Here is a 24,902-nt window from a genome sequence, read left to right on the forward strand (position 1 = left end):
GCGAACAAGCCCCACGGGGCTCCCTACGTTGTCTAGGCCCACCGTCAAGCATCACCCGGGACAGAAACGTCAGGCATCAGCTGGGATCCGACACGGTCGGGTGGGGCTTGAAGGCGTATGCACAGGCTGGGAGTTCAGCGCTCTGACGGTGTGCGCGCGGCAAGAAGATCACTGGTCGGATCGTCCATGTGATGCGAGTACGGTCCTGGGTGACAGTGACCGAGCAGGGCTCGGAGCGCAGCAGGGCATGGCGTGTTGCTATGCGGCCTTGGTAGAGCCAGGCCCATGCTTGGTCGGAGGCGTCGGGGTCCAGGGCGGGTGAAATCGTGCGGAGTGTGACCGCGACCCACCTGTCTGCCTGGGGTGCCGAGTAGGCGTCGAAGGATGCTTGGAGTGCCGGCTGTTCCTGCTCGGTGATGTCTTGGGTCCAGCACTCGCACCAGTAGCCGCGGAGGGGTTCCTTGGTCAGCACGGGTGCTCCCCCCTCCGGGCATCTGTGAAGAGCTCCGCGGTGACCGTGTGGCCACCGTTGCTGTCGTGGACGACGACTCGGTGAGCGATGACGCCGACCATGCCCAGGCCTCGGCCGTGCTCGGCGTCGTCGGCCTGGTCCTCGACCTTTGGGGCCGTGGGGGCGCCTCCGTCGTCGGTGACCGACAGGGCGATTACCTGCGGGGAGACGGCGAGGGCCAGGTGGAACCTGCCGGATTCCAGGCCGCTGGCGGTGTGGAGGATCGCGTTCGCGCTGAGCTCGCTGACGATCAGTTCGGCGTCTTCGGCTAAGGGACATCCGCGCAGGATGTCGCGGGTCCATCGGCGGGCTCTGCTGACCTCTTCGGGAAATCCTGGGCAAGTGAGCCCCCAGACCCGGGCGCTACTCGTATACTCGTGCATACAAGTTCCTTCGTGCTGGTAGGCCGCCATGTGCAGCGGGTTTGGGCTAGACGAGTTTCACGCCGTCGTGGGCGCGGATGGCGGGCGGCGACGCTGCGTCCATGGCGTCCAGGACGCGGATGGCGTACGCCTCGTCGGCGAGCCCGGTGACTTCTTCGCGGGTGGCCCAGCGCAGTGCGCGGGTCTCGTCACCGGTGGTGGGGCTGCCGTCGGACGCCTCGCAGCGGAAGACCAGCGAGACGATCAAGCCCTTCATGTTCTTGTAGACGCCGGTCAGGGTCGCGGATGGCGCGATCTTGATGCCGGTTTCTTCGAGGACTTCGCGCTGGAGGGCCTCGGGGATGGTTTCCTCGCGCTCGAGGACGCCGCCCGGGGGTTCCCACTTGCCGTTGTCGCGGCGCTGGATCAAGAGGGCCCGGCCGTGGTCGTCGATGACGACTCCGGCGACGCTCACGGAGTGCGGGCGTTCTGTGCTCACGTTCCTCGGCCCTCTCGGCTGGCTAGGCTCTCCACCGTAGCAACACCACTCGCCCACTCGTCTAGATACCTAAAGGAGTACGCGTGAGCCCTCTTCCTTCGGGCCTGCTCGGTGATCTCGACCCCACGAGCGATCGTGCGGTCTTCCGGCAGATCGCCGACCAGCTGCGTGAGGCCATCGACCGTGGGCGATTCCGCGAGGGCGAGAAGCTGCCCTCCGAAGCCGACCTTGTCGACCACTTCGGGGTTTCCCGGATGACGGTCCGCAACGCCTTCTCCATCCTCCAGGGTGAGGGCCTGGTGCACGCCGAGCACGGCAGAGGAGTCTTCGTACGACCACGACCGCCCGTGAGGCGGCTCGCCTCGGACCGCTTCGCCCGGCGGCACAGGGAGCAGGGCAAGTCCGCGTTCATCGTGGAGGCCGACGCGGCCGGCAGTCACCCTCAGGTCGACAGCCTTGAGGTGAAGGAGGAGAAAGCCAGTCAAGACATCTCCACCCGCCTCGGGTCCGTGCGGCGTGTACTGGCTCGTCGGCGCCGGTATCTCCTCGACGGACGGCCGGTCGAGTTCGCCACCTCCTACCTCCCGCTCGACATCGCCCGCGGAACCCCGATCGCCGAACCCAACCCGGGCCCCGGCGGCATCTACGCCCGCCTCGAAGAGCTGGGACACCGCCTCGACCACTTCGAGGAGGAGATCCGCGCCCGGATGCCCTCGCCTGCCGAGGTGAAGACGCTTCGGTTGGCCGCCGGCGTCCCGGTCATCCATCTCATCCGGACCGCCTTCGACACCGAGGGGCGAGCCGTGGAGGTCTGCGACACGGTGATGGCTGCGGACGCCTACGTCCTCTCGTACCAGCTTCCGGCGACCTGATCGTCCCGCTTTGCGGTGGTGCGCGGGGACGCTTCTCCGAGCTCGTACGCCCCAACACGCTTACTCGTATAGACGAGTGGGCAAGTTGTGTGCCAAGGTGATTGCGTGATCCCGGCCAAGGGATCCGCAGAACCCATCTTGTATAGACGAGTAGATAGGAGTGCGCCTTGCGCACCATCCGAGTGGAGACCTCCGGCGCGACGATCCTCCTGACCGAGGCCCCTGAGCCGAAGGTCCGCGACCGGCAGACCGGCGAGATCGCCAAGGACGCCAACAGCGGCGAGGCGCTGATGACCATCGGCGTGGTCTACATCGAGGACGGCGAGTCGTCCCTGTTCAAGGTCACGGTTCCGGAGGGCGGCATCTCCGAGGGGCTGACCCTGGGGGCGCCGGTCTCGCTGCCGGGTCTCGTCGCCCGGCCGTGGGAGTCCGTCTTCAACGGTCAGCAGCGCCACGGCATCGCCTACCGGGCCGCCGCCGTCACCCCGGCCGCCTTCCCGGCCACGACCGGGGCCGCAGCCTGATGTCCGACCTGACAACGCTTCTCGAAGTGGGTGGTCCTGTCGCCGCGCTCGGCGGCGGGGCCGCCTACGCCCGGGCCAAGCACCCGGCGGCGTACTGGTCCACGGTCGGACTGCCGGTGTCCACGGTCCGGCTGCTCGGCTCGTACGGCTCGGTCATGGAGGCCTGTGGGCTGACCGTGGCGCCGTCCCGGCTGCGGATTCTCGCTGTGAAGGCCATGACCCGGCGTGAGGTGAGGCCTGTACCGCCGCGCCGGGGCCTCATCCGGCCCACCACGACCGGGCTGAGGCTTCGCCTCCGTCTGGCGCCGGGCCAGGAACCCGCCGACGTCGCCGCCTCGGCCGAACGGCTGCGGCACGCCTGGGGCGTTCACGCCGTGTACGTCACCACGGTCAAGCCGGGGGTCGTCGAACTGCGGCTCGTCGGCTACGACGTTTTACGGCGGGTGCGCATGCCGCGCAAGGTCGCGGACGGCTTCCTCAAGGTGCCGGTCGCACTGCGAGAGGACGCCACACCGTTCGTACGCGACTACCGCACCATCCCCCACCAACTCACCCTCGGCGCCACCCTGTCCGGCAAGTCCATGTACCTGCGCCACCTCATCGCCGGACTCGCCCCTCAGCCCGTCGCCCTGGTCGGCATCGACTGCAAGCGCGGCGTTGAACTGGCCCCCTTCGCACCCCGGCTCTCGGCACTCGCCACCGACCCGGAACAGGCGGCCGAACTGCTGCCCGTGCTGGTCAAGGAAATGGAGGACCGATACGACCTGATCAAGGCCCGGCAGGGCATAGCCCCGGGCACGCCGGACGAGGAGATCACCTCCGACGTCTGGGGGCTGCCTGAGCACGAACGCCCGGTGCCCGTCGTGTTGTTCGTGGACGAGGTGGCCGAACTCTTCCTCGTCGCCACGAAGAAGGACGAGGAACGCCGCGACGAGATGGTCACCCAGCTCATCCGCCTCGCCCAGCTCGGCCGCGCCGCCGGCATCTACCTGGAGGTCTGCGGGCAGCGCTTCGGCTCCGAACTCGGCAAGGGCGCCACCATGCTCCGGGCCCAGCTGACCGGCCGTGTCTGCCACCGCGTCAACGACGAAGCCTCCGCAAAGATGGCCCTCGGCGACATCGCCCCCGAAGCGGTCCAAGCCGCCTGCTCCATCGCGCCCGAACGGCCCGGCCTGGCCGTAGCAGGCGACACCTCCGGCGGCTGGTCCCGCATCCGTACGCCGTACCTCTCCCTCGGCGACGCCGCCGAGACCTGCCGCGAGTCGGCCCACCTGCCCGACCTGCCCGCGCTGAAGCCTTTCCGGCCCGACGTGCCGGTACGCCCGACCGAAAGCGCGCCTCCAGTGGTCCTGCCCCATCCGGTGACCGACTGACCTTCCCCTGTCCGACTCCGGAAGGAGCCGCATCATGCGTGCCCGCCTGGTCCGTGTCGACGCGGTGCTCGTCCAAGCGCTCATCGCCGCCGCGCTGTCCTTCGCTCACCTGCACGACGTCGCCGTGGCAGCCGGACAGGACGGCTGGAAGGCGTGGGCCTACCCCGTCTCCGTCGACCTGCTGCTCGTCGCCGCCTGGCGTCGACTGCGCTCCGGCAACGGCAAAGCGGCGGCCTGGTGCTGGTTCGTCGTCGCGCTCGTCGCCTCCCTCGGGGCCAACGTCGCCACCGCCGGCCTCCTCGACCTCGGCAACGTCCCGGCCTGGCTGCGCATCCTCGTGGCGGGCTGGCCAGCCATCGCCTTCCTCGGCGGAACTCTCCTCGCTCACGCCTCGCCCAAGACGGACCCCGACCGCGAGGCCATCGAGGACCAGGACGACGAGCCCGAAACCACACCCGAACCGAGCCCTCAACCCGCCATCGAGGCACCGCCCCAGCACTCTCCCGTACCGGTCCCGTCCGCCCTGGTCGACCACGCCCGCAAGGTCGCCGCCGAACATCGCGCCCGTACCGGCGCCCCGATCGACACCCCGACCCTCCGTGCCCGCCTCGGCGTCCCGGCACCTATGGCCGAAGCCATCGCCGCCCACCTCTGAAAGGAGACCGCGTGACCGCCAACCGCCGCTTCCGTGACGTCACCCGCATCGGCCCCGTACAGGTCGGCACCGCCTACGACAACCGGGGACGCGAGAAGCACACCGCCGCCTGCACCGCCCCGCGCTGCGGCTTCTCCGCCGACTACGACAGCCGCGCCGCCGCCGAACTGGCCGCCCGCACCCACCGCTGCGCCGTTCGCTGAAAGGACCTCGGACACCGTGACCGTCAGCCTGCCGCTCGTGTTCGTCCTCGGCTTCTTCGTCTGGGGAGCGATCAAGTTCCTCGGCGTCCGCCCCTGGATCGTCATCCTGATCGCCCTCTTCGGCTTCTGGCTCTCCCACACCTTCTTCGCCCCCGCCATCGAATCCGGCACGCGTACCGGCGTGACCGTCATAAACGGCTCACATGCCTAGACGAGTAGATAAGGAGATCGTGACCCGTGTTCCTGCCCAAGTACCCCGACAGCCCCACACCGCCGCCCGCGCACACCCACGCCCCTACCGACCCGGCCCCCGCACGGCGCACGCTCCCGCCGGTGTCCATCAGCACCGGAGCGATAGCCGCCGTCATCACCGGCGGCGTGGTCCTCACCGCGCTCCTGGCCGCCGTCGCCGTCTCAGCCATCTCCGTGGCCATCGCCGCCGTGGTCCTGCGCTCCCTGTTCCGTGAGCAGCACCGGCGCTGACCGGCACCTGACCTCCGGGGCGGCGCGACACGGCCAAGCATCCGCCGCCCCGGGGTCCATCACTCCTGACCGAGCCCAGTCAGAAGGAGACCGCCATCTTCACCCGCACCACTGCGCCACCGCTTCAGGAACTCGGCAACCTGGCCTCGGACGGCACCCTGCCCGGTATCCTCCGCCAGCTCTCCGGCCTCGGCGGCTGCACCCACCCGATACGCCTCGACGGCCACCGCACCGAGTACGACCTCGACACCACGACCGGCGAGATCGGCTCCGTCGTCCACCACATCGACTCGGCGAACCTTCCCGCCGGACAGCTCCTCGTCCGCTGCAACAACCGCCGCACCACCCGCTGCCCGGCCTGTGCAGAGGTCTACCGCCGCGACACCTTCCACCTGATCACCTCGGGCCTGCGCGGCGGCAAGGGCACCCCCGAACACGTCGCGGCCCACCCGCGCGTCTTCGCCACCTTCACCGCGCCCAGCTTCGGCCCGGTCCACAACCGGCCCACCGGTCCGGCCGGCACCGTGCGCCCCTGCCGCTGCGGCACCCGCCACGACCAGGACGACGACGCGCTAGGCACCCCGCTCGACCCGGACACCTACGACTACGACGCGGCCGTGCTCTGGAACGCCCACGCAGGTCCCCTCTGGAGGCGCTTCTCGACCTACCTCCGCAGGGAGGTCGCCAAGCGAGCAGGCCTGTCCCAACGCCGATTCCGCGAACACGCCCGCGTGTCCTTCGCCAAGGTCGCCGAATACCAAAAGCGCGGCGCCGTCCACTTCCACGCCGTCATCCGCCTCGACGGCCCCACCGGTGGCGACACCCCACCCCCGGCCTGGGCAACCGCCGAGCTGCTGACCGACGCCATCCGCACCGCCACAGCCAAGGCCCGTGTGGACGGACCGGTCATCGACGGCCGAGCCCACGCCTTCACCTTCGGCCGCCAACTCGACCTCCGCACCATCCGCAGCGCTGACTTCAACGACGGCCAGGAGCTGACCGAACGAGCCGTCGCCGCCTACATCGCCAAGTACGCAACCAAGGGCGCCGAAACCGCGACAGGCGCCCTCGACCGACCGCTGAAGTTCGCCGCCGAACTCGCCCAGCTCGACATCAGCGACCACGCCCGCCGCCTCGTCCGCACCGCCTGGACCCTCGGCGCCCGCAAGGACCTCGAACACCTCCGGCTGCGCGCCTGGGCCCACATGCTCGGCTTCCGCGGCCACTTCTCCACCAAGTCCCGCCGCTACTCCACCACCCTCGGCGCCCTCCGAGACGCACGCGCCGAATGGCGCCGAGCCCAAGCCGCAACAGCGGACGGGACCGAGCCCGACACGACATACGTCCTCGCGCACTGGGTCTTCGCCGGAACTGGCCTCTCGGACGCCGAAGCCTGGCTTGCCGCATCCCTCGAACCCGCCCCCGGAACGGAAGGAGAGCCGACCCATGCATGACGACGAGCTGTTGACGGTGCCGGACGTGATGGAGCGGCTGAAGCTCGGCCGGTCCACGGTCTATGACCTCATCCGCTCCCGTCGGCTGCCCTCGATCACCATCGGCCGGTGCCGCCGCATTCCGGCGCGGGCTGTCCGCGAGTACATCACCAACGAACTGGAGGCAGCTGCCTGATGGCCCAGCAACGCAAGCGGAACCCCAACGGCGCTGGCACCATCACCAAGCGCAAGGACGGGCGTTTTCACTGCGCGGTCTACGTCCTCCAGCCGGACGGCACACGCGCCCGCAAATTCGCCTCCGGCAAGACCTGGGCGGAGTGCGACGCCAAGCGCCGGGAGCTGCTCGACAAGGTCGACCAGGGCGTGCCCGTGCCGACCCGCTCGGCCAAGCTCTCCGAGTGGCTGCCGTACTGGCTGGACAACGTCATCAAGCCCCGGCGGAAGCTCAGCACATACGACAAGTACGAGGCGCACGTGCGGCTTTACCTGGTGCCCCTGCTCGGCGCCAAGCGGCTGGAGTCCCTCGGCGTCGCCGACGTGCGCCGGTTCCTCGTCCGCCTGGAGAAGGAGACCACCGCCGCAACCGCCAAGGAATCGCACCGAGTTCTGCGGTCGGCCCTCTCGTCCGCCTGCCGCGAGGAACTGATCACCCGCAACGTTGCCAAGCTCGTCGAGCCGCCCCGCACCGACAACAAGGAACTGCATCCCTGGTCCCTCGACGAGACGCTCGACTTCCTCGCGGCCTCCCGCAAGGACCCGCTCTACGCGGCCTTCGTCCTCGCCATCGCCATGGGCCTCCGCCGGGGCGAGATCGTCGGCCTTCGCTGGTCTGACCTCGACCTCGACAACCGCGTCCTCTACGTCCGCCAGCAGATGCAGCGCCGCCGTGGCGTCCTGTACGACTACGACCCCAAGAGCCGCCGTCGCCGTGCGGTCCCGCTTCCCGCCCTCTGCATCGCGCCCCTGCGCTGGCACCGCATGCGGCAGGCAGCTGCCCGTGCCAAGGCGGGGGAGAGCTGGCAAGAGTCCGCCTACGTATTCACCACCCGCACCGGCCGCCCAGTCGAGCCACGCAACCTCTACCGCTCCTTCACCCGCGTCGCCCAGTCCGCCGGCCTCCGCGTGATCCGGCTGCACGACGCCCGGCACGGCACCGCGACCCTCCTCACGGCGGCCGGAGTCGCGCCCCGCGTCGTGATGGAGATCCTCGGGCACTCTCAGATCAGCATCACCATGGACGTGTACACGCACGTCGTGCAGGACACGCAGCGGGAAGCCATGAGCCACATGGACCGCCTCCTGCGGAAGAGGCCCCGGTCGTGAGTGACCGCCCCCGTTGATGTCAAAAGTAGATGTCAAAGGCCCCGGACCATGATCGGTCCGGGGCCTTTTGCCTGGTGCCCCCGGCAGGATTCGAACCTGCGACACCCGCTTTAGGAGAGCGGTGCTCTATCCCCTGAGCTACGAAGGCGGGGGCTTGTAGAAAACCTTGTTGAAAATCCAGGGTGTGGATCTTCGACGAGGCGTACAAGCCCGCTGGTCAGACAGGATACGACGCCCTCCGCAATGTCACCTGGGCAGACAACGCCGCGTACCAACGACTGACCAGGGACAGCCTAGCGGATGCCCGGCGGCGAGGGTCCTCTGTTCAGGGGCAGGGGAACGGGGTGGCGAGCTTGAGCGTATCTGACCTGCGGTTTCCTTCGCTTGCAGCCGAAGATCGGTGACTGTTGAGGGCCAGGAGTCGACTGCCGTTGGAGCGTTCCGCTCCCTGCGTCAGCTCATGGCGGCACTTGGCGGCGCCTTGGTGGCGTCTGGCATGACGGGCTGCCCAGTAGTTCGTTGAGGAAGGGCCACTTGCGATGCGCGGTGGCACGAGCTGTCGTCTCGCTGGTGCGGTAGTCGGGCGAGGCTCGGCGTGCAGGGCGCGTCGCAAGGCGGACCGGCATCAGGCTACGCAGGGAAGATCACATAAGTCTGCGCTGCCGTGCGTGTCCCACCGCAATGAGTCAGCCACCGTCGACGTAAGCACGTGCGGCGACCATGACGTCCTTGAAGCGCCCCTCAGCGATCACCGTAAGAGGGGCCTCGTCCTCGAGTTGGGGGTTCATCCCGATCATCCAGGCACGTGCTGTGTAGAGGCTCTCAGCGTCCTGGATGAGTTGGAACACCTGCAGGGCGGCGCGGAGACGGTCTTCGGCGTCCTGACGTGGTGCTGAATCGCCCGAAGCCCACTTGCCGACCTGTCGGGGATCGTTGATGTTGGTGATGCGAGCGGTCAGGCGCTGGCCGAGGTTGTCCTGCAGGAATCGGGCGATGTCCGCGATGGACATGCGTACCGTGGTCGCGTGGGCTCGCTCGGCGCTTGCCGCGCTTTTGGCGGCTGCAGGATTGTTGGCTGTGGTGGCCATGGCATTTCCTCCCTCGTGTTCTGACTGCACGCCTGGCCGGTGGCCGACTGGTCGCGTGTCAGGCAACGGGTGCAGGACTTGATTGCGGACAACTCGGCCTGCCGCACGTCCGATGGAGTGCAGCTGCGGGCTCGGCGCCGCTGACTGATGTGACGCTTCTGAAAGGTGGATCCGCGGGGAAGCGTGACCTCTGCGGATCAGGACGGCGCTAGATGCCTGTGGTCAGCATCGCTGCATGCCGGTCTCGGAGACAGATCCGGTGCTGGGCTGACTGAGGGGGTGCAGGCTGTGCAGGAGCTTGTTGCGACGCCAGTTGCTCGGCTGGCTGGCCTGCGGAGCGCCGTCAGGAGGTATCAGAGCGATCGCAGGTGCGGCGATGGCGGCTGCTGGTAACTGGTGGCTGACTGTGTTCATGGTCCCTCCCCAATAGTTCATGAGTTAAGGCTACCCAGAATCCACCTCTAACTCCACCGTTTTTGCGCTAACTTCTGCCGCCTGAAGGTACGTCAAGATCAGTTCATCCAAGCGAGGTTGGGGTGCTGACGTGCAGCTTCGCTCCACCCTGTTGCCTGATGGCGTCAGGTGGGCACTGATGTTTTCCTTCGTTTGGGCTACGCCGCTGATGGAGGTTTCAAGGTGGATACGAGTGGGAGGATGCGAGTGGGGTGTCGCGGCGTCAGCGGATGACGAGCCCGTACTCGTCGGCGACGCTGCGCAGCCCCTCGGTCTCCGGCCAGAGCGGCTGCCGCTCCACCTCTTCCAGATCGACATCGCTGAAGATGGCCCAGCACTGGCGCATCCCGAAGCGGGAGCGGTAGGCGATCCCGTGGATCAGCCGGCCCTGTTGCGGGTCGCGCTGTGCGATGGCCCAGGCGGCGATCTGGCGCGTCACCCGGCGGTTCGTGCCTTGGATGTGTTCGGCGGTCAGGTCGGTGATGCCGAACTGCGCCAGCTCTTCCTTGAGCTCTCTCGACAACGTGCGTTGCGTCTGCTCGGTGTCGACGTCCAAGAAGCGCGCCTCCTTGGCCGGCTGTAACCGCACCAGCGTGTGCCGGGTGCGCCAGTCCTGGGGAAGGTGGCCGGGCCTCATGAAGTAGGGCTCGTTCCAGTCATCACCGATGAATTCACGCAGTTCGGGATCCACACGGAAAGGAGCCAGCGCCTCGGCGAAGCACCCGTCGAGATCGGAGGCGCAGTACAAGGTGCCGTAGCTCACCAGGCTCCACCGGTTGCCCCCCGAGCGGCTGTCGTCTTCCCGGCTGATCTTGTTGTACTTGCGTGGGTTCTCCGCCTTCCCCAGGCGCCACACCCCGTGTTCCGGTGCCGGTATGAGACTTGCCTCTAACGGTGTGCCCTCACTCATGGGCGGCTCCTCGCTCAGGTACGAACTTGCACGTGTCGGTTCTCGGGTCTGGCTCGTTGCTCGCCTTGTGCGCGGCAGGTACAGGTGACGGCACGCACTGACGGATGTCCGGGCGTCTGAACGCAGCCGAACGATCATTTTCTGCTGCTGGGCAGACGACGGCGACTGGTCCTGCCGATCCCATGAGGGGCGCACGAAGGATTTGAGGGGGCGCACGGCCTATTTCGTAGGCGACGGGTCCTCCAGGTCCAACTCGAGAACGGCGACTCCGGCCTCTCCCGCCATGGCGAGGACGACCTTGTTGACGTCGCTGGAGGGGCGCACGGACAGCGTGTGCACAGGAGCTCCCGTGACCAGCTGCAGGACGCAGCAGAACGTTGTCGCATCCCAGACCCGGATCGTGCCGTCGCGAGAGGAGCTGGCGACGTAGGAGCGAGCGACATCGGCGGACGTTGTCCAGGTCGCGATGGCCTCGACGGTGGCCGTGTGGCCTCGAAGAGGCTCGCCGATGGGTTCGAGGGTGCGCAGGTCCCACAGGCGCACCGTGCGGTCATCTCCACCGCTGGCGAGGAAAGGCGGCAACGGGGAGGTGCCCGTGTTGATGGCCACGGCATTGATGATCCCCTGTCGACAGGAGAGGACATTTTTGGGCGCATGGTCCGTGGCCGCCCACAGGCGCACCGTCCCGTCAGCACTGCCGGAAGCGAACCAGTCCGCGCTGACTCCGTCGGACGCCGCCGCTACGGTTCGGACCGTGTAGGGATGCCGCCACTGCTGTAGCGGTCGTTCTCTGTCCAGGTCCCAGAGCCGGACTGTGAAATCGTCGCCGCTGATGGCCAACCGCCGTCCGTCGCAGGCTGCAGTCGAGGCGAGGACGTGTATGGGCCGGGAGTGCCCCTTGAGAAGGACGCCGGCAGCAGCACCGCGTACAGGGTCCCAGGATCGGATGCTGTGGTCGGATGCCGCCCAGAGGAGCAAGTGCCGGCCTTCGTGCTCCGGTGCCCAGTCGAGGGCAGACGAGGCATGCTTCGAATCCCTGCCGAACGAGCCGGTGACCGCCCCGGTGACGGTGTCCCGGACCTGGGTTTGCGCGGTGCTGTAATTGACGGCCAGGAGCGGTGTGGCAACAGACTCCGGAGCGAGTGCCGCAGCTACGGCGGCGGGGGCTGTGGCGGTGCCCCGAATCGCGTGGCGGACGGCATGCGTGTCCCAGAGCCGGACGGTGTTGTCCCGAGCGGTGGAGGCGAGTCGGTCGCAGTCGTCGGCCGGGATCGTGCGCAGGGCTGTCACGGCGTCCGTGTGTCCGGTGAGCTGACCGGTCCTGTGCCTGGTGTCCATGTCCCACAGGTCGATCGTTGATCCGGAGCCGGCCGCGGCGAGCAGGTCCGAGCCGTCGACGCGCAGTGCCGCCAGGGCGATGACCGGCTCTCCCTCCCCTCGGAAGACGGCTTGGAGGCCTGAGGCCGTATCCCACAGGGTGATGGAGCCGTCGCTGTGGCCGGTTGCGACCCAGCCCGGCACGGTCGTTTCGGTCAGGCACCTGACCGGAGCGCCCACAGGGTACTCATGCAGCAATCGATGATCCGCGGTGTCCCACACTTTCAGCGTGTGGCCGGCACCGACCAGCAGCTGCCGTCCGCCGGGGTCGACAGCGAGGCCCAGCGCGAATGCGGCCTGTTCCAACGGATGAGCGCTCATGTCGGCCAGGTGGAGTTCCTCCGAGTGCTCGCGCCAGACTTTCACCGCGCCGCCACCGTTGACCGCTGCCACAGTCAACATCCCCGCGTCGTCGCGGTATCCGGTGACAGCAGCGGTCCAGGTACGCCCCCCGAACGTCATGTGGTCAAGCAGGGTCCCCCGGACCGTGTCCCAGACGCGTACCGTGCCGTCGGTGCTGCCGGAGACAAGCGCTCCACCGCCGGTGGAGTGCGCCACGAAGAACAGGCATCGCACGTCGCCGTCGTGCGCGGCAATCCGATCCCCTACAGGTGTACCGGTAGCCGTGTCGATGAGCTCGATGCCGCCCAACTCGAGGCCCACAACAAGCAGTTGCGCTCCACGGGGGCCTTCGGCCGTGGCCAGCGACAGACTGCGACGGTTGAGCGTCGCGAGCACGTTGGAGGGGGGTGCCCATTGTGACCAGAGGACACACAGGCGGGAGCCCGGGAATTCCGCGGCCTCCTGAGGCAGGTCCTGCCGGGGAACACCGGGAAACCGCAAGGCCGTGTAGGCCAGATGCAGACTGGAGCAGCGTGAGGGGAGATCCGCGTCCTGGACGTAGGGCTCGATGGCAGCCCATGCCGTGAGCCATTCCCGGTTCGCACGGCGTGCGTGCGGGGGGCCGAGAAGTCCCCGGACCCCGTCGCCGGGGACCCACGGCAGCAGGCCAGGCGGCACGTGGCTGTCATCCAGAGCCTCGCCGAGCGCGGCATGGTGAGCCAGGTGCCGGGTCAGATAGGGGTGCGGCACGGTCACCGCATCAGGCTTGACCAAACGCGCCAGTGCGGCCGCGATGCGTGCATGGGCCTGCTGCTCACCGGTGTCGGCGCTCCTCTGCCGCTCATCCGGATTCATCCAGGGTCCCCCTCGTCTCCTGCGGCGGCTGAGGCCACTGGCGCAGCATCACCCCGAGTTGCTCGTGGGCGGGTCGGTACACAACGTGGTCATCCTCGATGTCATGCGTGAGGTATCCGGCAAGCCGGCCTTCGAGGAGCCGTCGGATCTTCTCGTCGGCGTGATCGATACGGGCCTGCAGCAGCGCTGAAGCCACGGCCGGCCACACCTGGGCCCACGGCATCCCGCGCCCCAGCCCGAACGCGGTGGCGCGCAGCAGCGCGAGCGCCTCCTCCCGGTTCAGGCCGTCATCGCCGACCTGGTTGAGATCTTGCTCGAACAGCCCCACGGTGCCCCGGTCGAGCCGTGCGAGCCACAGCTGGTCGCGGAGCAGTGTGACTCCGTCGCCGCGACGCAACTGTTCGGCGGCCAAGCGGGCGTCCAGGAAAGACCGACCTGCATGACGTGCCACTCGCTCCGCTGCCGAGGCGATCCCCTTCGGGTCGGTGTCCCACGGTGCCCCGGCCAATAGCGCAGTCACGTAGGCGGCGATGTCCGCCTGCACCCCCTCTCCATCCGTGCGCACCACCTGCGCTGCCGGGAAGGCGAGCCGGAGTTCCTGCACCAGCCCGGGCACCCCGGTGGCGTCGGCTGCCCCTGGGGTGCCTGGGCTGGTACTGCGGACCCCGATGAGGAGACGTAGGCCGCTGGGGCCAGAGGGCGGTTGGGCCGACGTGGAGTCGGCAGCCTGGGCGGGGATGGAGATTCTGTCCGCCACACCGGATCCGCGGGCATAGCCGGCGAGAGGCACGAGAACATCTCGGATGCAGGCACCAGCCTCCGGGGATTCGTCGAGGCCGTCGACGACCACTGTGACCGTGCCCTTCTGACGGGAGGTGAAGAAGGCGCGCAACCCTTCCTGCCACTGCCGCAGAGCATCTGCCGCAGGTTGTGCGCGGTCCCGCTCACCGCCCAGTCGGGTACCGATGGCTTCGATCAGGCTCAGCGGCCCGCGGTTACGAGCCGACACCGCCACGTGGATCGATCCCTCGTCCGGGACGGTGTCAGCGGGCGCCTTGCTCACCGCCTCTGCGTAGCGAGGTGACGCCCGGAAGGCGGAATCGCTGAGCGTCACCGCCCGGGCCAGAACCGCGGATTTCCCACTGGCGGCGGTGCCGGTCACGATGAGGACGCCAGCGGGACCTTTGACGAAGCTCGTCAGCCGGCGGTTGAGTTCCTGGCGACCGGAGAAGTACCAGCCGGGATCGTCGCGGCTGGCGCGGCCGCTGGCGCGGTCCAGCCAGTACTCCAGTTCCTCGGGAGTGGCTGCGACCTCCTCTCTGGCTTCTGTGACCACCTGCGGTTTGGGCCGGTAGCCAGGGTTGGGCAGGGTGGGGATCGGGGTGCCGAGCTTGCCTTGGAGGACCGTTCGGGGACCCGCGAGTGAGAGGTCCCGTTCTTCGTTGAGTCGGTCGGTGGCCTCCTCGACGGCCTGCATGAATTCGGAGATCGACAGGTATGGACGGGCGATTCCGGCCGCGTCCTGAAACCACTCGAAGGCCATGCGCAGGACGACGGCGAACTCGCGGCCCAGCACCGGGGAACGGGCCCCCGTTGTCGCCACGACGTTCAGCGCCCTTCCCGGCGACCCTGGCCGGACGAGGTCGCGGGCCAGGGCCCTGAGCTCTACATCGATGCCTTCCGCCTCACAGGCGTTGACGATCACGAGTACATGGCGGGCCTGCGAGTCGAGAGCCGCGATGACAACCTCGTTCGTCGGCATGCCCGTCGCCGGCAGCCGATCGGTGTCCGTGCTTGGCAGGAGCAGGAAGTGTCTGGTGGATGTGCCGACAGCGCCGTGTGACGTGACGTAGAGGACCAGCGCTTCGTCTTCTGCCGCGTCCCGGATGCCGGAGGTGTGCAAGAAACGTTCCACATCGTGACGTTCCTCCGGCGCACGCAGAATGGTCTGTACAAACCCTTCGCCCGGTTCCGGTCCTGCCTTCCACCACGCGGTCACGACCGACAGCTGTTCCTCGATCGCCTTGGCGAACTCAGGGTCCCCGTCCTCCACCGTCACGACGACCAGTGAGCCCGCGGCCGACCCTGCGCCCTCTTCGCTCTTCGACGGATTGACCTGCCCGACTAAGCCAATCTCCCCGTGCTCCCCCTGCATGTTCTCTATTGTTCACAGCCATGAATCGCCACGGGCCAGAACCTGCGAACTCCTCCGCCGCACCAGCAGTGACCGCCGACGTCACCCAGGACGCCGTTGTCATCGTCCCGGGCATCATGGGCAGTGAGCTCTACGACACCGTCACCCGGAAGACCGTCTGGGGCTTATCCGGCGTGTCGTGGCTCCTGAAGGCCTGGACACGGCCCAAGGGCCTCGAGCCGCTGCGCCTGACTCCGGAGGAACTGGAAGGCAAGACCACCCGGATCAAGCCCACACAACTGATGCGCCACTCGTCCTGGACTCCCTACCTCCAGGGGTTCGAGCCCTATACCAACCTGATCAACGCGGTCCAGGGCTGCGTCGCCGATCCGGCCGCGGTCCTGGAGTTCGCCTACGACTGGCGTCTGCCCGTCGCCGTCAACGGCCACCTGTTGGCCGAGGCTGCCCGCCGCCACCTGACCGCCTGGCGACTGCATCCTGCCCACGACGCCGCTCGGCGCAACCGTGTGGACGAACGTCCGGCACGCCTCGTCTTCGTCGCTCATTCCATGGGAGGCCTCGTCACCCGGGCCGCCCTCGACGCCCCGCACGACGGCGCTCTGGGCGACGACACGCGCGCCGTACTCACCCTTGGTACGCCCTTCTACGGTGCGGTGAAGGCAGCCGCGATCCTCAACTCCGGGCGCGGTGCCCCAGTCCCGCTCCCGCACCGGCAACTGCAGTCCATCTCAGCCACCATGCCGGGCCTTCATGACCTTCTTCCGCAGTACACCTGCCTCATCGACGGGAACGATGCCCGTCGCCTCACCCCCAGCGATGTGACAGGCATCGGAGGCAATGCCGAACTCGCCCAGGCGGCAGTCGAGTTCCAAGAAAAGCAGGCCAACGTCAGGTTGCCCGGGCACTGGGCGGTGGCCGGCACCAACCAGGCCACCATGCAAAGTCTCACGATCCGCGGCGGTGTGGTTCACCCGCATCACCACGGAGTCCGCCAGCACACCAGTGGTGACTTCATCCGCGACTCGCGCGGCGGCCTGAGGTTCTATGACGTCAAGGGTGACGGCACCGTCTACAAGGATTCCGCAGCCGTCGGACCCGCTGTCACACCACTCCCGTTACAGCATGGAGCCGTTGCTTCCGATCGCGTCGCGCTCAAGGCCGTAGCGGAAATACTGCGGGACGACGAACATTTGGGCCCGCCTCAGGGCGCCCCCGGCTGCGGACTGGACGTTCCCGATCTGGTAGAAGTCGGAACCGCTTGGAGTATCACGCTCAGCGGCGTGGATTCCTTGGCCGGTCTCCGGTGCGAAATAGCCGACCTTGCGGAGGGGAACCCGCAGGTCATCAAAGCAGGCTGGGGTGACGGGCAGATCAAGGCCAGGATCACCGTGAACGTGCCGGGCTTGTACCGTGTCACCGTTCGCACCATTGACGGCCACACCATCACCCAACTCGTCCTGGCCAGTGAAGCCGGAGCCATGAGGGAAGTGGAATAGGAGCCGGCCTCGCGAACAACGTGAGTACCCGATCCCCTGGGTGCGCATTCCGTGGGCAACGCGCCCCGACCTGCAGGGTCAGGGGCGTTCCGCGTGGGTGAAGTGGGCGGCCGTGTGCAGGTCGGTCTGGATGCGGTCGGCCGTTGCGCGGAGTTCGGGCAGGAGGTCGCTGACGCAGTCCGCCAGGCTGCGGCGGGCCGCGTGGGTGGCGATATTGACCGCGGCGACCGTTCGGCCCGCCCGGTCCCGTACCGGCACGGCGACGGAGCGCAGGCCCGATTCGAGTTCCTCGTCCGCCAGGGCGTATCCCTGTGCGCGGACCTGGGCCAGCGCCGGTGGGAGGGGGCCGGGTGCGTCGGCGAGGAGCACTCGGCCCAGGGAGGTCGGACCGGCGGGCAGTCGTGTTCCCACGGCGATGCGCACGGTCAGGACCCGGCCGGCGGTGGCGGCCGCCGTGTACTGGATCTCCGCGGCCTCGGTGGCCGTGTCCGGGCCCGCTCCCCGCGCCCCTACCAGCACCGCCATGGCGGCCGACTCCCCGACCCGCCCCGCCAGCTCCCTCAGGTGGGGTTCTGCCAGGGCCGCGAGGGTCAGTCGGGAAAGCGGGGGGAAGCCCAGGTCCAGGACCCGGGGTGTCAGGGTGAAGGCACGGTCCTCGCCGGTGGAGACCAGGCCCAGGTGTTCGTGGGTGATCAGTGCCCGGCGGGCCGTCGCCCGGGTCAGGCCGGTCGCCTGGGCCACCTGGGTCAGGGTCAGGGACGGGCGGCCCTCGCCGAACGCGGTGAGTACGGTCAGGCCCCGGGCCAGCGACTCCACGAAGTCCCGGCCCAGCTCGTGCTTGGAGGCCGTCGTCCAGGTCGCCAGTCCCGCCGGGGCCGGTCCGGCCTGGGGCGGCGGGGCCGTGCGCAGGTCGGCCTCCATCGCCGCCACCGCCGTACGCAGCGGGGGGAGCAGGGTCTCCACCAGGTCGTGCGCCGAGTGCCGGCTGGTGTGGCTGACCACGCTCGCCACGCACGCCACCCGGCCCGTGCCGGACTCGCGCACCGGCACGGACACCGCGACCAGCCCCGGTTCGATCATCTGGTCGTCCACCGCCCAGCCGTCCCGCCGGGCCTGTCCGGCCCGTCGCTCGAAGTCGTCGGGGAGGGACGGGTTCCGGGCCGGTACGGCCGGGAAGGCGGCGTCCGAGGGGTCCTGGGCGCGTCGTCGACGCCAGCGTTCCCACTCCGCGTCCGTCCAGTGGGCGGCGAACAGCGGCCCCGGCGCGGTGCGTTCGGCGGGCAGCAGGTCACCGATGCGGAAGCTCAGGGACATCGCGCGGCGCCGGGTGGCCTGGTGGATGAACCGGATGCCGTCGAGGTCGGCGACCGCGAGGGACACCGACTCGTCCAGGTCGTCGGCGAGGGCGTCGGCGCGCGCGTCCAGCAGGGCGGGCAGGCGCAGGGCGGACAGGTAGGCGTTGCCCAGCTCCATCACCCGGGGGGTGAGGATGACGTCCCGGCCGTCGAGACGGACGTACCCCATGCGCGCGAGGGTCGCGGTGATCCGGTCGACCGTGGAACGCGCGAGTCCGGTCGCCCGTTCCAGCCCGCTCGCGCTCAGGGTGCCCTGGGCCTCGGTCAGCCGCCGTATCAGGCCGACTCCCCGCACCAGCGGCGCGACCGCCTCGGCCGGCGTCCCGGGTCCGTCCGAGGTGGCGTCCGTGGTGGCGTCCGGTGCGGTGTGCGCGGGCATCGATTCTCCGATACGGGATCCAGGGCACGCCTACGGTAGACCGCGCCCCGTCCGTGCGCCCCCTCCGCCCACGGCGCCGCCCTCGGGCCGGTCCGTCGCGGTCGTCTATCCGCGCGTCACCCGCACCCTGTAGTTCCCGTCCGCATCCGCCGACAGCACCTCGACCGTGATGTTCCGGTGCGGGTCCTTGAAGCTCTCGCCGGGGGTGAACGGCGCGTCGGAGAGTTCCGCGTGGACGTTGGGGCTGCGGGTGCAGCCGCCGCTTTCGCGGTGGGAGTCGTAGACGGTGATCGGGCCGCGGCCGGTGTCCACGCGGGCGTCGACCTTGTAGATGAGGATGCCCGGACGGCACACGGCCTCGTCGTTGCCGCCGGGCGCGCGCAGCTCCAGCGCGTACCCCTCGTGCCCGTCGATCGGTATGAACACCAGCTTCTGCCCGCCGGTGCGGTACAGCGGGGTCAGCGTGTACTCGGTGCGGGTCCCGCGGGCCGCCGCGCAGCTGACCTGGGAGGCGTCCAGCCAGCCCAGTTTCCACTTGTGCCAGCCGAGCAGGTCGTTGTCGGCGCCCCAGTCCTCGCTCATGATGTCCCAGTGGCCGACCGCGCCCCCGCCCTCCTGGGTGTAGAGGTCGGGCAGTCCGAAGGTGTGGCCGTTCTCGTGCGGCAGGACGCGGTAGCCGGTCCTGGGGTAGGAGCCGGAGCCGTCGTCCTGGCGGGAGTAGACGAAGGACGCGTTGGCGACGGGGACGCCGTCGGCGGTGGGGGCGTCGGCGTTGCCGGCGAAGGTCACCGACAGCACGGTGTCCAGCGCGGAGGGGCCCGCGTTCGGTGTGATCAGCACGTTGAGCAGGTCGTACGACCCGAAGTCCACGGACGGGTCGGCGGCGGCGACCAGGTCCTGGACCAGTTGCCGGTAGCCGGGGTCGAAGGGGGCGCCGCGCTCTATGCCGTACGCCTTGAACGGTTTCGGCATCCGCAGCCAGCTGGTGATCGGCGTCTCGGGGCGGTAGTCGAGCCGGCCGTACGACGCGGTGCGGAACCATTCCTGGGTCTGCGGGAAGAACTCGTGGAAGCGGTCGAGGGCGCTGCCCCGGCCGGGTGCGTCGGAGAAGTCGACCATCAGGGTCAGGGCGTGGACGGTGCCGGTGGAGTGGGAGTAGCCGCCGGGCGTCGGTATGCCCTCCGTCATCTGGACCTCGGGCCCGCCGCTGATCAGGCAGGGGGCGAGCGCTGTGGCGCGGGCCAGGGCGACCGGCCCGGCACCGGTCGCGGGGTTCGCCGTGAGGTGCCCGGTGCCCGCCGAGGTGCTGACCGCGAAGGTCAGGGCGGTCACGGAGGCGAGGGCGGCCGCACGGCGGGCGCGTATCCGGCGGCGGGGCGGTATGCGGCGGCGGCACGGTATGCGGCGGCGGGGCGGCTGCGGCTGCATGCAGGGACCCTTCGCTCCACGGCAGCCACCGGTGTCCGGCTGCACCCTTGCGCTCACCCTGTGTCGGCAGGACCGGGGGCGCGCGCTGGGGGAGCCGATCGTGCGATCCGCTTCGGGCGGACGTGTGAGCCAGGTCACGTGAATGTTTTTCGGTGCGGGAAATAACCGGGGATCCTCTCCCCGTTTAGACCTGTGTCCGAGCGAAACGGGGAGGACTTCCCCGGATCCTCGACCCGCGACCCTGGACCCGAGACCTCGACCCGAGATCACTCGACCCTCGGCCCCGATACACAAACCGACCAACAGGAGCAGGAGTTCACCGTGCAGACCGCCGAACCCGTAGCGCGCAAGGCGTCCCGGCCGCGCGCCGACGCCCTGCGCAACCGGGAGCGGATCGTCAGCGCCGCCCGCGACATGTTCGTCGAGTACGGCCCGGACGTGCCGCTCGACGAGATCGCCCGCCGGGCCGGTGTCGGCAACGCCACGGTGTACCGCAACTTCCCGGACCGCGAGGCCCTCGTCCGCGAGGTCGTCTGCTCGGTCCTGGACAGCACGGTACGGGCCGCCGAGCAGGCCCTGGCCGAGAGCGGCGACGCGTTCGAGGCGCTGGAGCGCTTCGCGCACGTGGCCGCCGACCAGCGGCTCAGCGCCCTGTGCCCGATGATCTCGTGCAGCTTCGACGAGCACCACCCCGACCTGGAAGCCGCTCGAGAACGCGTCGAGCGGACCGTCGCGGAGGTCATGAACCGTGCCAAAGTGGCCGGACTGCTCCGCGCCGACGTCGGTGTCGGTGACCTGATGGTCGCCATGGCGCAGCTCAGCCGGCCGCCGGCGGGCACGGCCTGCTTCAGCACCGACCGCTTCGTCCACCGGCATCTGCAGCTGTTCCTGGACGGGCTGCGGGCCCCGGCCCGCACGGTCCTGCCCGGCACGGCCGTGACCATGGAGGATCTGCGCCAAGCCTGACCGATGAGTTCGCAGCCGTACTCCGGTCTACAGACCTGAGCCTCCCGACTTCTCACCACCTCCCGACTTCTCACCACCTCTCAACTCCGCACCAGCTCTCAGCCAGTCCCCCAAGTCCCGAAGTGGGTACATCCATGTCTGAAACAGCCTCTTCGAAGGCTCCGGGCGCCGCCGACGCCAACCGCTGGAAAGCGCTCGTCTTCATCGCGCTCGCCCAGCTGATGGTCGTCCTCGACGCCACCATCGTGAACATCGCGCTGCCCTCCGCCCAGCACGATCTGGGCATATCCGACGGCAACCGGCAGTGGGTGGTCACCGCCTACGCCCTCGCCTTCGGCGGTCTGCTCCTGTTCGGCGGCCGTATCGCCGACCTGTGGGGCCGCAAGCGTGCCTTCGTCCTCGGTCTGACCGGCTTCGCCGCCGCCTCCGCGCTCGGCGGTGCCGCGACCACGGGTGCCATGATGTTCGGCGCCCGCGCCCTCCAGGGTGCCTTCGGTGCCTTGCTCGCCCCGGCCGCGCTCTCCCTGCTCGCCGTGATGTTCACGGACGCCAAGGAGCGCGCCAAGGCGTTCGGCATCTACGGCGCGATCGCCGGTGGCGGCGGTGCCGTCGGCCTGATCCTCGGCGGCTTCCTGACCGAGTACCTGGACTGGCGCTGGACGTTCTTCGTGAACATCCCGTTCGCGATCGTCGCCGCGGCCGGCGCGTACTTCGTCATCCGTGAGCCCGAGGGCGGCCGCAACCGCTCCGCGCTCGACATCCCGGGCGTCATCCTGTCCACGCTCGGACTGGTGGCCCTGGTCTACGGCTTCACCCGCGCCGCGTCCGACGGCTGGAGCGACTCCCTGACCGTCGGCATGTTCGTCGCCTCGGCCGTTCTCCTGCTCGCCTTCGTCCTCGTCGAGTCGAGGGTCCGGGCCCCGCTGCTGCCCCTGCGCGTGGTCACCGACCGCAACCGCGGTGGCATCTACCTCTCGCTCGGCCTCGCCGTCATCGCGATGTTCGGCCTCTTCCTCTTCCTGACCTACTATCTGCAGGTCGTGAAGGGCTACACCCCGGTGAAGACCGGGTTCGCGTTCCTGCCGATGATCGCGGGCATGATCACCGGTTCCACCCAGATCGGCGCCCGGCTGATGACCCGGGTCCCGGCCCGGCTGCTGATGGGCCCCGGCTTCCTGGTCGCCGCCACCGGCATGCTGCTGCTGACCCAGCTGGAGATCGGCTCCTCGTACGCGGCCCTGCTGCTGCCGGCGATGCTGCTGCTCGGCCTCGGCATGGGTACGGCGTTCATGCCGGCCATGTCCCTGGCCACCCAGGGCGTCGAGCCCCGGGACGCGGGTGTGGCCTCCGCGATGGTCAACACCTCGCAGCAGGTCGGCGGCGCGATCGGCACCGCGCTGCTCAACACCATCGCCGCCTCGGCGACGACCTCGTACGTCAAGGACCACATCGCGACCGCGGCCGGCAAGCCGCAGCAGCAGCTGGTCCGGCTGGAGGGCATGGTGCACGGCTACACCAGCGCCATCTGGTTCGCCGTCGGCATCCTGGTGGCGTCCGCCGCGATCGTGCTGACGCTCGTCAACGCCGGCCGCCCGGGCGGCACCGCGGTGGCGTCCGGCAACGGGGAGAGCGACGGCGTCGAGGACGCCGTGGCGGTGCCGGTGATCGCACACTGACCCCGGCACGACCCTGGGCATGACCCCCCGATGACCCTCGGGTCATCCCTTCGGGACCATCCGTACGTACGGGGAAGGGGACGCCCCGTACGTACGACTCCGCGGACCTGCCCCGGCTACCGCAGCCAGGGCAGGTCCGCACCTGCTTCGTTCGGCTGCAGGCCCTCGGCGACGATCTCCATGATCTCGCCGAGGGTCTTCTGCTGTTCGGGCGTCAGCCGCTCGAACAGCGCCTGTCGTACGGCGTCCACATGGCCCGGCGCGGTGCGCCGCAGCACCGCGTGGCCCGCCTCGGTCAGCACCGCGAACTGGCCCCGCTTGTCCGAGGGGCAGTCCTCGCGGCGGACCCAGCCGTTCTTCTCCAGGCGGGCGATGGCGTGCGAGAGCCGGGAGCGGGTGATCTTCGACTTCATGGCCAGCTCGGTCATCCGCAGCCGGCTGCGCGGTGCCTCGGCGAGCCCGACCAGCAGGCCGTAGTAGACGTGCGGCATGCCCGCGTCGCGCTGCAGCTGACGGTCGAGGTGGTCCTCCAGCAGGGTGGTGGCGTGGAGGTACGAACGCCAGACGCGCTGCTCCTCCTCGGAGAGCCAGCGGTGCCGTGCGGCGGAATCAGGTGCCGTATTCATGTATCCCACTGTACGAGGCCTCTCCTTGAAACTTAAACAAGTGGGGCGTAGAGTGTTGACGTAAAGCTTGAGACTTAAAGCAAGTACGGGAGTCGCCGCCATGTCCGCCGCAACGCAGGAGCGCATGCCCGCCCTCTACCTCAGCCACGGTGCCCCGCCGCTCGCCGACGACGCCGTCTGGCCCGGCCAGCTCGCCGCCTGGGCGGCGGACCTGCCCCGCCCCAAGGCGATCCTCATGGTCTCCGCCCACTGGGAGGAGGCCCCCCTCGCCCTCGGCGCCACCAGCACCGTCCCCCTCGTGTACGACTTCTGGGGCTTCCCCGAGCACTACTACCAGGTGAAGTACGAGGCCCCCGGCGCCCCCCGGCTCGCGGACGCCGTCCGCAAGCTGCTGCGCGCCCCCGGCACCCCCGTCCAGGACATCCCGGACCGCGGCCTGGACCACGGCGCCTACGTACCCCTGGTGGAGATGTTCCCGGACGCCGACATCCCTGTCCTGCAGATATCGATGCCTACGCTCGATCCGGTGCGTCTGATGGAGATCGGCCGCAAGCTCGCCCCGCTGCGCGACGAGGGCGTGCTGATCGTCGGCTCCGGCTTCTTCACCCACAACCTGGCCGCCCTCAGGTACGCCGGCGGCGGCGTGCCCACCTGGTCCTCCGAGTTCGACGACTGGGGCCGGCGCGCCCTGGAGAACCGTGACTGGGACTCCCTGCTCGCCTTCCTCGACAAGGCCCCGGCCGGCCGTTACGCCCACCCGCGCACCGAACACTTCGCCCCGCTCTTCGTCACCATGGGGGCGGCGGAGGCCGGCGGGGAACTCGACGCGCAGAAGTCGGTGATCGACGGATTCTGGATGGGGATGGCGAAGCGGTCGGTGCAGTTCGGCTGAGCGTGGGTCTCAGCCGCGCGTCACAGCTCCTTCTCGTACCAGGCGACGTCCCAGTACCGTCCGAACTTGCGGCCCACCTCCCGGTACGTGCCGACGTACCGGAAGCCGAAGCGTTCGTGCAGCCGCGTGGACGCCTCGTTGGGCTGGGCGATGCCCGCGTAGGCCCGGTGCAGGTCCTCGTCGGCCAGGGCCGCGAAGAGGGCCTGGTAGAGGAGCGTGCCGATGCCGCGGCCGCCGGCGTGCGGAGCGACGTACACCGTCGTCTCCACCGAGGTGCCGTAGGCGGCCTTCGGGCGATGAGGACTGGATGTGGCGTAGCCCAGAATCTCCTGTGAGTCCAGGTCCACGGCAACCATCAGCCGGTGGGGGCCGTCTTCCGGGTGGGAGAGCAGCCAAGGGCGGCGCTCTTCCGGAGTGAAGACAGCGGTATCGAACGTGATGGACGTCTCACGTACATAGTGGTTGTAGAGATCGGTGAGGGCTTCGAGGTCATCCTCGACCCCCGGCCTGACCTGCACCTCCGTACGCTCCGACAACATCACGCCTCCCCTCGTGGCGGCACAGGGTACTGCATGATCAGAAAAATCAGGGGCAGGTTGGGAATTCTGTCCGGATTCCAGTCGTTGTTCCATTCGGATGCAGGGC

Annotated in this window: 25 protein-coding genes and 1 tRNA gene; 14 read left to right on the top strand and 12 right to left on the bottom strand. The window is 69.1% G+C overall.

The annotated features are described in order from the left end of the window. Positions 1–76: 76 nt before the first annotated feature. The 3 genes from ACFYMM_RS29540 to ACFYMM_RS29550 are packed head-to-tail and all read right to left on the bottom strand — an operon-like array spanning position 77 to position 1,348. Positions 77–472, bottom strand: coding sequence for a hypothetical protein (locus ACFYMM_RS29540; RefSeq protein WP_388391802.1), 396 nt, complete (start codon positions 470–472; stop codon positions 77–79). Next, a complete protein-coding gene (locus ACFYMM_RS29545; RefSeq protein WP_388391804.1) occupies positions 466–894 on the bottom strand; it encodes an ATP-binding protein in 429 nt (142 codons plus the stop codon). The genes ACFYMM_RS29540 and ACFYMM_RS29545 overlap by 7 nt, the downstream gene beginning before the upstream one ends. Positions 895–940: 46 nt before the next feature. Then, positions 941–1,348, bottom strand: a complete 408-nt coding sequence (locus ACFYMM_RS29550) for an NUDIX hydrolase (RefSeq protein WP_388392092.1) — start codon at positions 1,346–1,348, stop codon at positions 941–943. A 107-nt stretch (positions 1,349–1,455) separates the two neighbouring features. On the opposite strand from ACFYMM_RS29550, the gene ACFYMM_RS29555 reads away from it, so the two are divergent. The 10 genes from ACFYMM_RS29555 (at position 1,456) to ACFYMM_RS29600 (ending at position 8,259) form a co-directional block, all read left to right on the top strand. Continuing rightward, positions 1,456–2,244 carry a GntR family transcriptional regulator gene (locus ACFYMM_RS29555; RefSeq protein ID WP_388391806.1) on the top strand — a complete coding sequence of 263 codons (789 nt, stop codon included), beginning with the start codon at positions 1,456–1,458 and terminating at the stop codon, positions 2,242–2,244. 167 nt (positions 2,245–2,411) lie between these two features. Continuing rightward, the gene (locus tag ACFYMM_RS29560; RefSeq protein WP_388391808.1) at positions 2,412–2,768 is read left to right on the top strand and encodes a hypothetical protein; all 357 of its coding nucleotides are present in this window, start codon (positions 2,412–2,414) and stop codon (positions 2,766–2,768) included. Beyond that, a complete protein-coding gene (locus ACFYMM_RS29565) occupies positions 2,768–4,141 on the top strand; it encodes an FtsK/SpoIIIE domain-containing protein (RefSeq protein ID WP_388391810.1) in 1,374 nt (457 codons plus the stop codon). Before ACFYMM_RS29560 ends, ACFYMM_RS29565 begins: the two co-directional genes overlap by 1 nt. Positions 4,142–4,175: 34 nt before the next feature. After that, positions 4,176–4,796 (top strand): DUF2637 domain-containing protein, encoded by a 621-nt coding sequence (locus ACFYMM_RS29570; RefSeq protein ID WP_388391812.1) that lies wholly within the window; start codon positions 4,176–4,178, stop codon positions 4,794–4,796. An 11-nt stretch (positions 4,797–4,807) separates the two neighbouring features. Beyond that, positions 4,808–4,999 (top strand): mobile element transfer protein, encoded by a 192-nt coding sequence (locus ACFYMM_RS29575; protein WP_388391814.1) that lies wholly within the window; start codon positions 4,808–4,810, stop codon positions 4,997–4,999. A gap of 16 nt (positions 5,000–5,015) precedes the next feature. Further along, on the top strand, positions 5,016–5,210 hold the full coding sequence (locus tag ACFYMM_RS29580; protein ID WP_361805953.1) for a hypothetical protein: 195 nt from the start codon (positions 5,016–5,018) through the stop codon (positions 5,208–5,210). Between the two features lie 26 nt (positions 5,211–5,236). Further along, positions 5,237–5,482 (top strand): SpdD protein, encoded by a 246-nt coding sequence (locus ACFYMM_RS29585; protein ID WP_388391816.1) that lies wholly within the window; start codon positions 5,237–5,239, stop codon positions 5,480–5,482. 140 nt (positions 5,483–5,622) lie between these two features. After that, complete coding sequence (locus ACFYMM_RS29590; RefSeq protein WP_388392094.1) at positions 5,623–6,936, top strand: replication initiator; 1,314 nt, start codon at positions 5,623–5,625, stop codon at positions 6,934–6,936. After that, positions 6,929–7,111, top strand: a complete 183-nt coding sequence (locus ACFYMM_RS29595) for a helix-turn-helix domain-containing protein (RefSeq protein ID WP_086602848.1) — start codon at positions 6,929–6,931, stop codon at positions 7,109–7,111. The genes ACFYMM_RS29590 and ACFYMM_RS29595 overlap by 8 nt, the downstream gene beginning before the upstream one ends. Then, on the top strand, positions 7,111–8,259 hold the full coding sequence (locus ACFYMM_RS29600) for a tyrosine-type recombinase/integrase (protein WP_388391817.1): 1,149 nt from the start codon (positions 7,111–7,113) through the stop codon (positions 8,257–8,259). The genes ACFYMM_RS29595 and ACFYMM_RS29600 overlap by 1 nt, the downstream gene beginning before the upstream one ends. Before the next feature lie 72 nt (positions 8,260–8,331). Here the strand turns inward: ACFYMM_RS29600 and ACFYMM_RS29605 are convergent. The 5 genes from ACFYMM_RS29605 to ACFYMM_RS29625 form a co-directional block, all read right to left on the bottom strand. Further along, positions 8,332–8,407: transfer RNA gene (locus ACFYMM_RS29605), tRNA-Arg, on the bottom strand. 538 nt (positions 8,408–8,945) lie between these two features. Then, positions 8,946–9,347 (bottom strand): XRE family transcriptional regulator, encoded by a 402-nt coding sequence (locus ACFYMM_RS29610; protein WP_351473886.1) that lies wholly within the window; start codon positions 9,345–9,347, stop codon positions 8,946–8,948. Positions 9,348–10,023: 676 nt separating this feature from the next. Continuing rightward, positions 10,024–10,710 carry an RES family NAD+ phosphorylase gene (locus ACFYMM_RS29615; protein ID WP_388391819.1) on the bottom strand — a complete coding sequence of 229 codons (687 nt, stop codon included), beginning with the start codon at positions 10,708–10,710 and terminating at the stop codon, positions 10,024–10,026. A 219-nt stretch (positions 10,711–10,929) separates the two neighbouring features. Next, complete coding sequence (locus ACFYMM_RS29620; RefSeq protein ID WP_388391820.1) at positions 10,930–13,284, bottom strand: hypothetical protein; 2,355 nt, start codon at positions 13,282–13,284, stop codon at positions 10,930–10,932. Next, the gene (locus ACFYMM_RS29625; RefSeq protein WP_388391822.1) at positions 13,271–15,439 is read right to left on the bottom strand and encodes a hypothetical protein; all 2,169 of its coding nucleotides are present in this window, start codon (positions 15,437–15,439) and stop codon (positions 13,271–13,273) included. Before ACFYMM_RS29625 ends, ACFYMM_RS29620 begins: the two co-directional genes overlap by 14 nt. Positions 15,440–15,507: 68 nt before the next feature. Here ACFYMM_RS29625 and ACFYMM_RS29630 point away from each other — a divergent pair, with 68 nt between their 5' ends. Then, positions 15,508–16,935, top strand: a complete 1,428-nt coding sequence (locus ACFYMM_RS29630) for an esterase/lipase family protein (RefSeq protein WP_388391824.1) — start codon at positions 15,508–15,510, stop codon at positions 16,933–16,935. A gap of 78 nt (positions 16,936–17,013) precedes the next feature. Here the strand turns inward: ACFYMM_RS29630 and ACFYMM_RS29635 are convergent, their stop codons facing one another. Then, positions 17,014–18,669 (bottom strand): IclR family transcriptional regulator C-terminal domain-containing protein, encoded by a 1,656-nt coding sequence (locus ACFYMM_RS29635; RefSeq protein WP_388391826.1) that lies wholly within the window; start codon positions 18,667–18,669, stop codon positions 17,014–17,016. A 105-nt stretch (positions 18,670–18,774) separates the two neighbouring features. Next, complete coding sequence (locus ACFYMM_RS29640; protein WP_388391828.1) at positions 18,775–20,097, bottom strand: M6 family metalloprotease domain-containing protein; 1,323 nt, start codon at positions 20,095–20,097, stop codon at positions 18,775–18,777. A gap of 321 nt (positions 20,098–20,418) precedes the next feature. Here ACFYMM_RS29640 and ACFYMM_RS29645 point away from each other — a divergent pair, with 321 nt between their 5' ends. Together ACFYMM_RS29645 and ACFYMM_RS29650 are read left to right on the top strand one after the other, a co-directional pair. After that, a complete protein-coding gene (locus tag ACFYMM_RS29645) occupies positions 20,419–21,063 on the top strand; it encodes a TetR/AcrR family transcriptional regulator (RefSeq protein WP_388391830.1) in 645 nt (214 codons plus the stop codon). A gap of 134 nt (positions 21,064–21,197) precedes the next feature. Further along, positions 21,198–22,739 carry an MFS transporter gene (locus tag ACFYMM_RS29650; protein ID WP_388391832.1) on the top strand — a complete coding sequence of 514 codons (1,542 nt, stop codon included), beginning with the start codon at positions 21,198–21,200 and terminating at the stop codon, positions 22,737–22,739. Positions 22,740–22,855: 116 nt separating this feature from the next. Here the strand turns inward: ACFYMM_RS29650 and ACFYMM_RS29655 are convergent, their stop codons facing one another. Beyond that, positions 22,856–23,365 (bottom strand): MarR family winged helix-turn-helix transcriptional regulator, encoded by a 510-nt coding sequence (locus ACFYMM_RS29655; RefSeq protein WP_388391834.1) that lies wholly within the window; start codon positions 23,363–23,365, stop codon positions 22,856–22,858. Positions 23,366–23,465: 100 nt separating this feature from the next. On the opposite strand from ACFYMM_RS29655, the gene ACFYMM_RS29660 reads away from it, so the two are divergent. Beyond that, on the top strand, positions 23,466–24,257 hold the full coding sequence (locus tag ACFYMM_RS29660) for a dioxygenase (RefSeq protein ID WP_388391836.1): 792 nt from the start codon (positions 23,466–23,468) through the stop codon (positions 24,255–24,257). A gap of 20 nt (positions 24,258–24,277) precedes the next feature. Here the strand turns inward: ACFYMM_RS29660 and ACFYMM_RS29665 are convergent, their stop codons facing one another. Then, complete coding sequence (locus ACFYMM_RS29665; protein ID WP_388391838.1) at positions 24,278–24,796, bottom strand: GNAT family N-acetyltransferase; 519 nt, start codon at positions 24,794–24,796, stop codon at positions 24,278–24,280. Positions 24,797–24,902 lie beyond the last annotated feature (106 nt).

This window comes from Streptomyces sp. NPDC006739, from assembly GCF_042869815.1.
Lineage (GTDB): Bacteria > Actinomycetota > Actinomycetes > Streptomycetales > Streptomycetaceae > Streptomyces.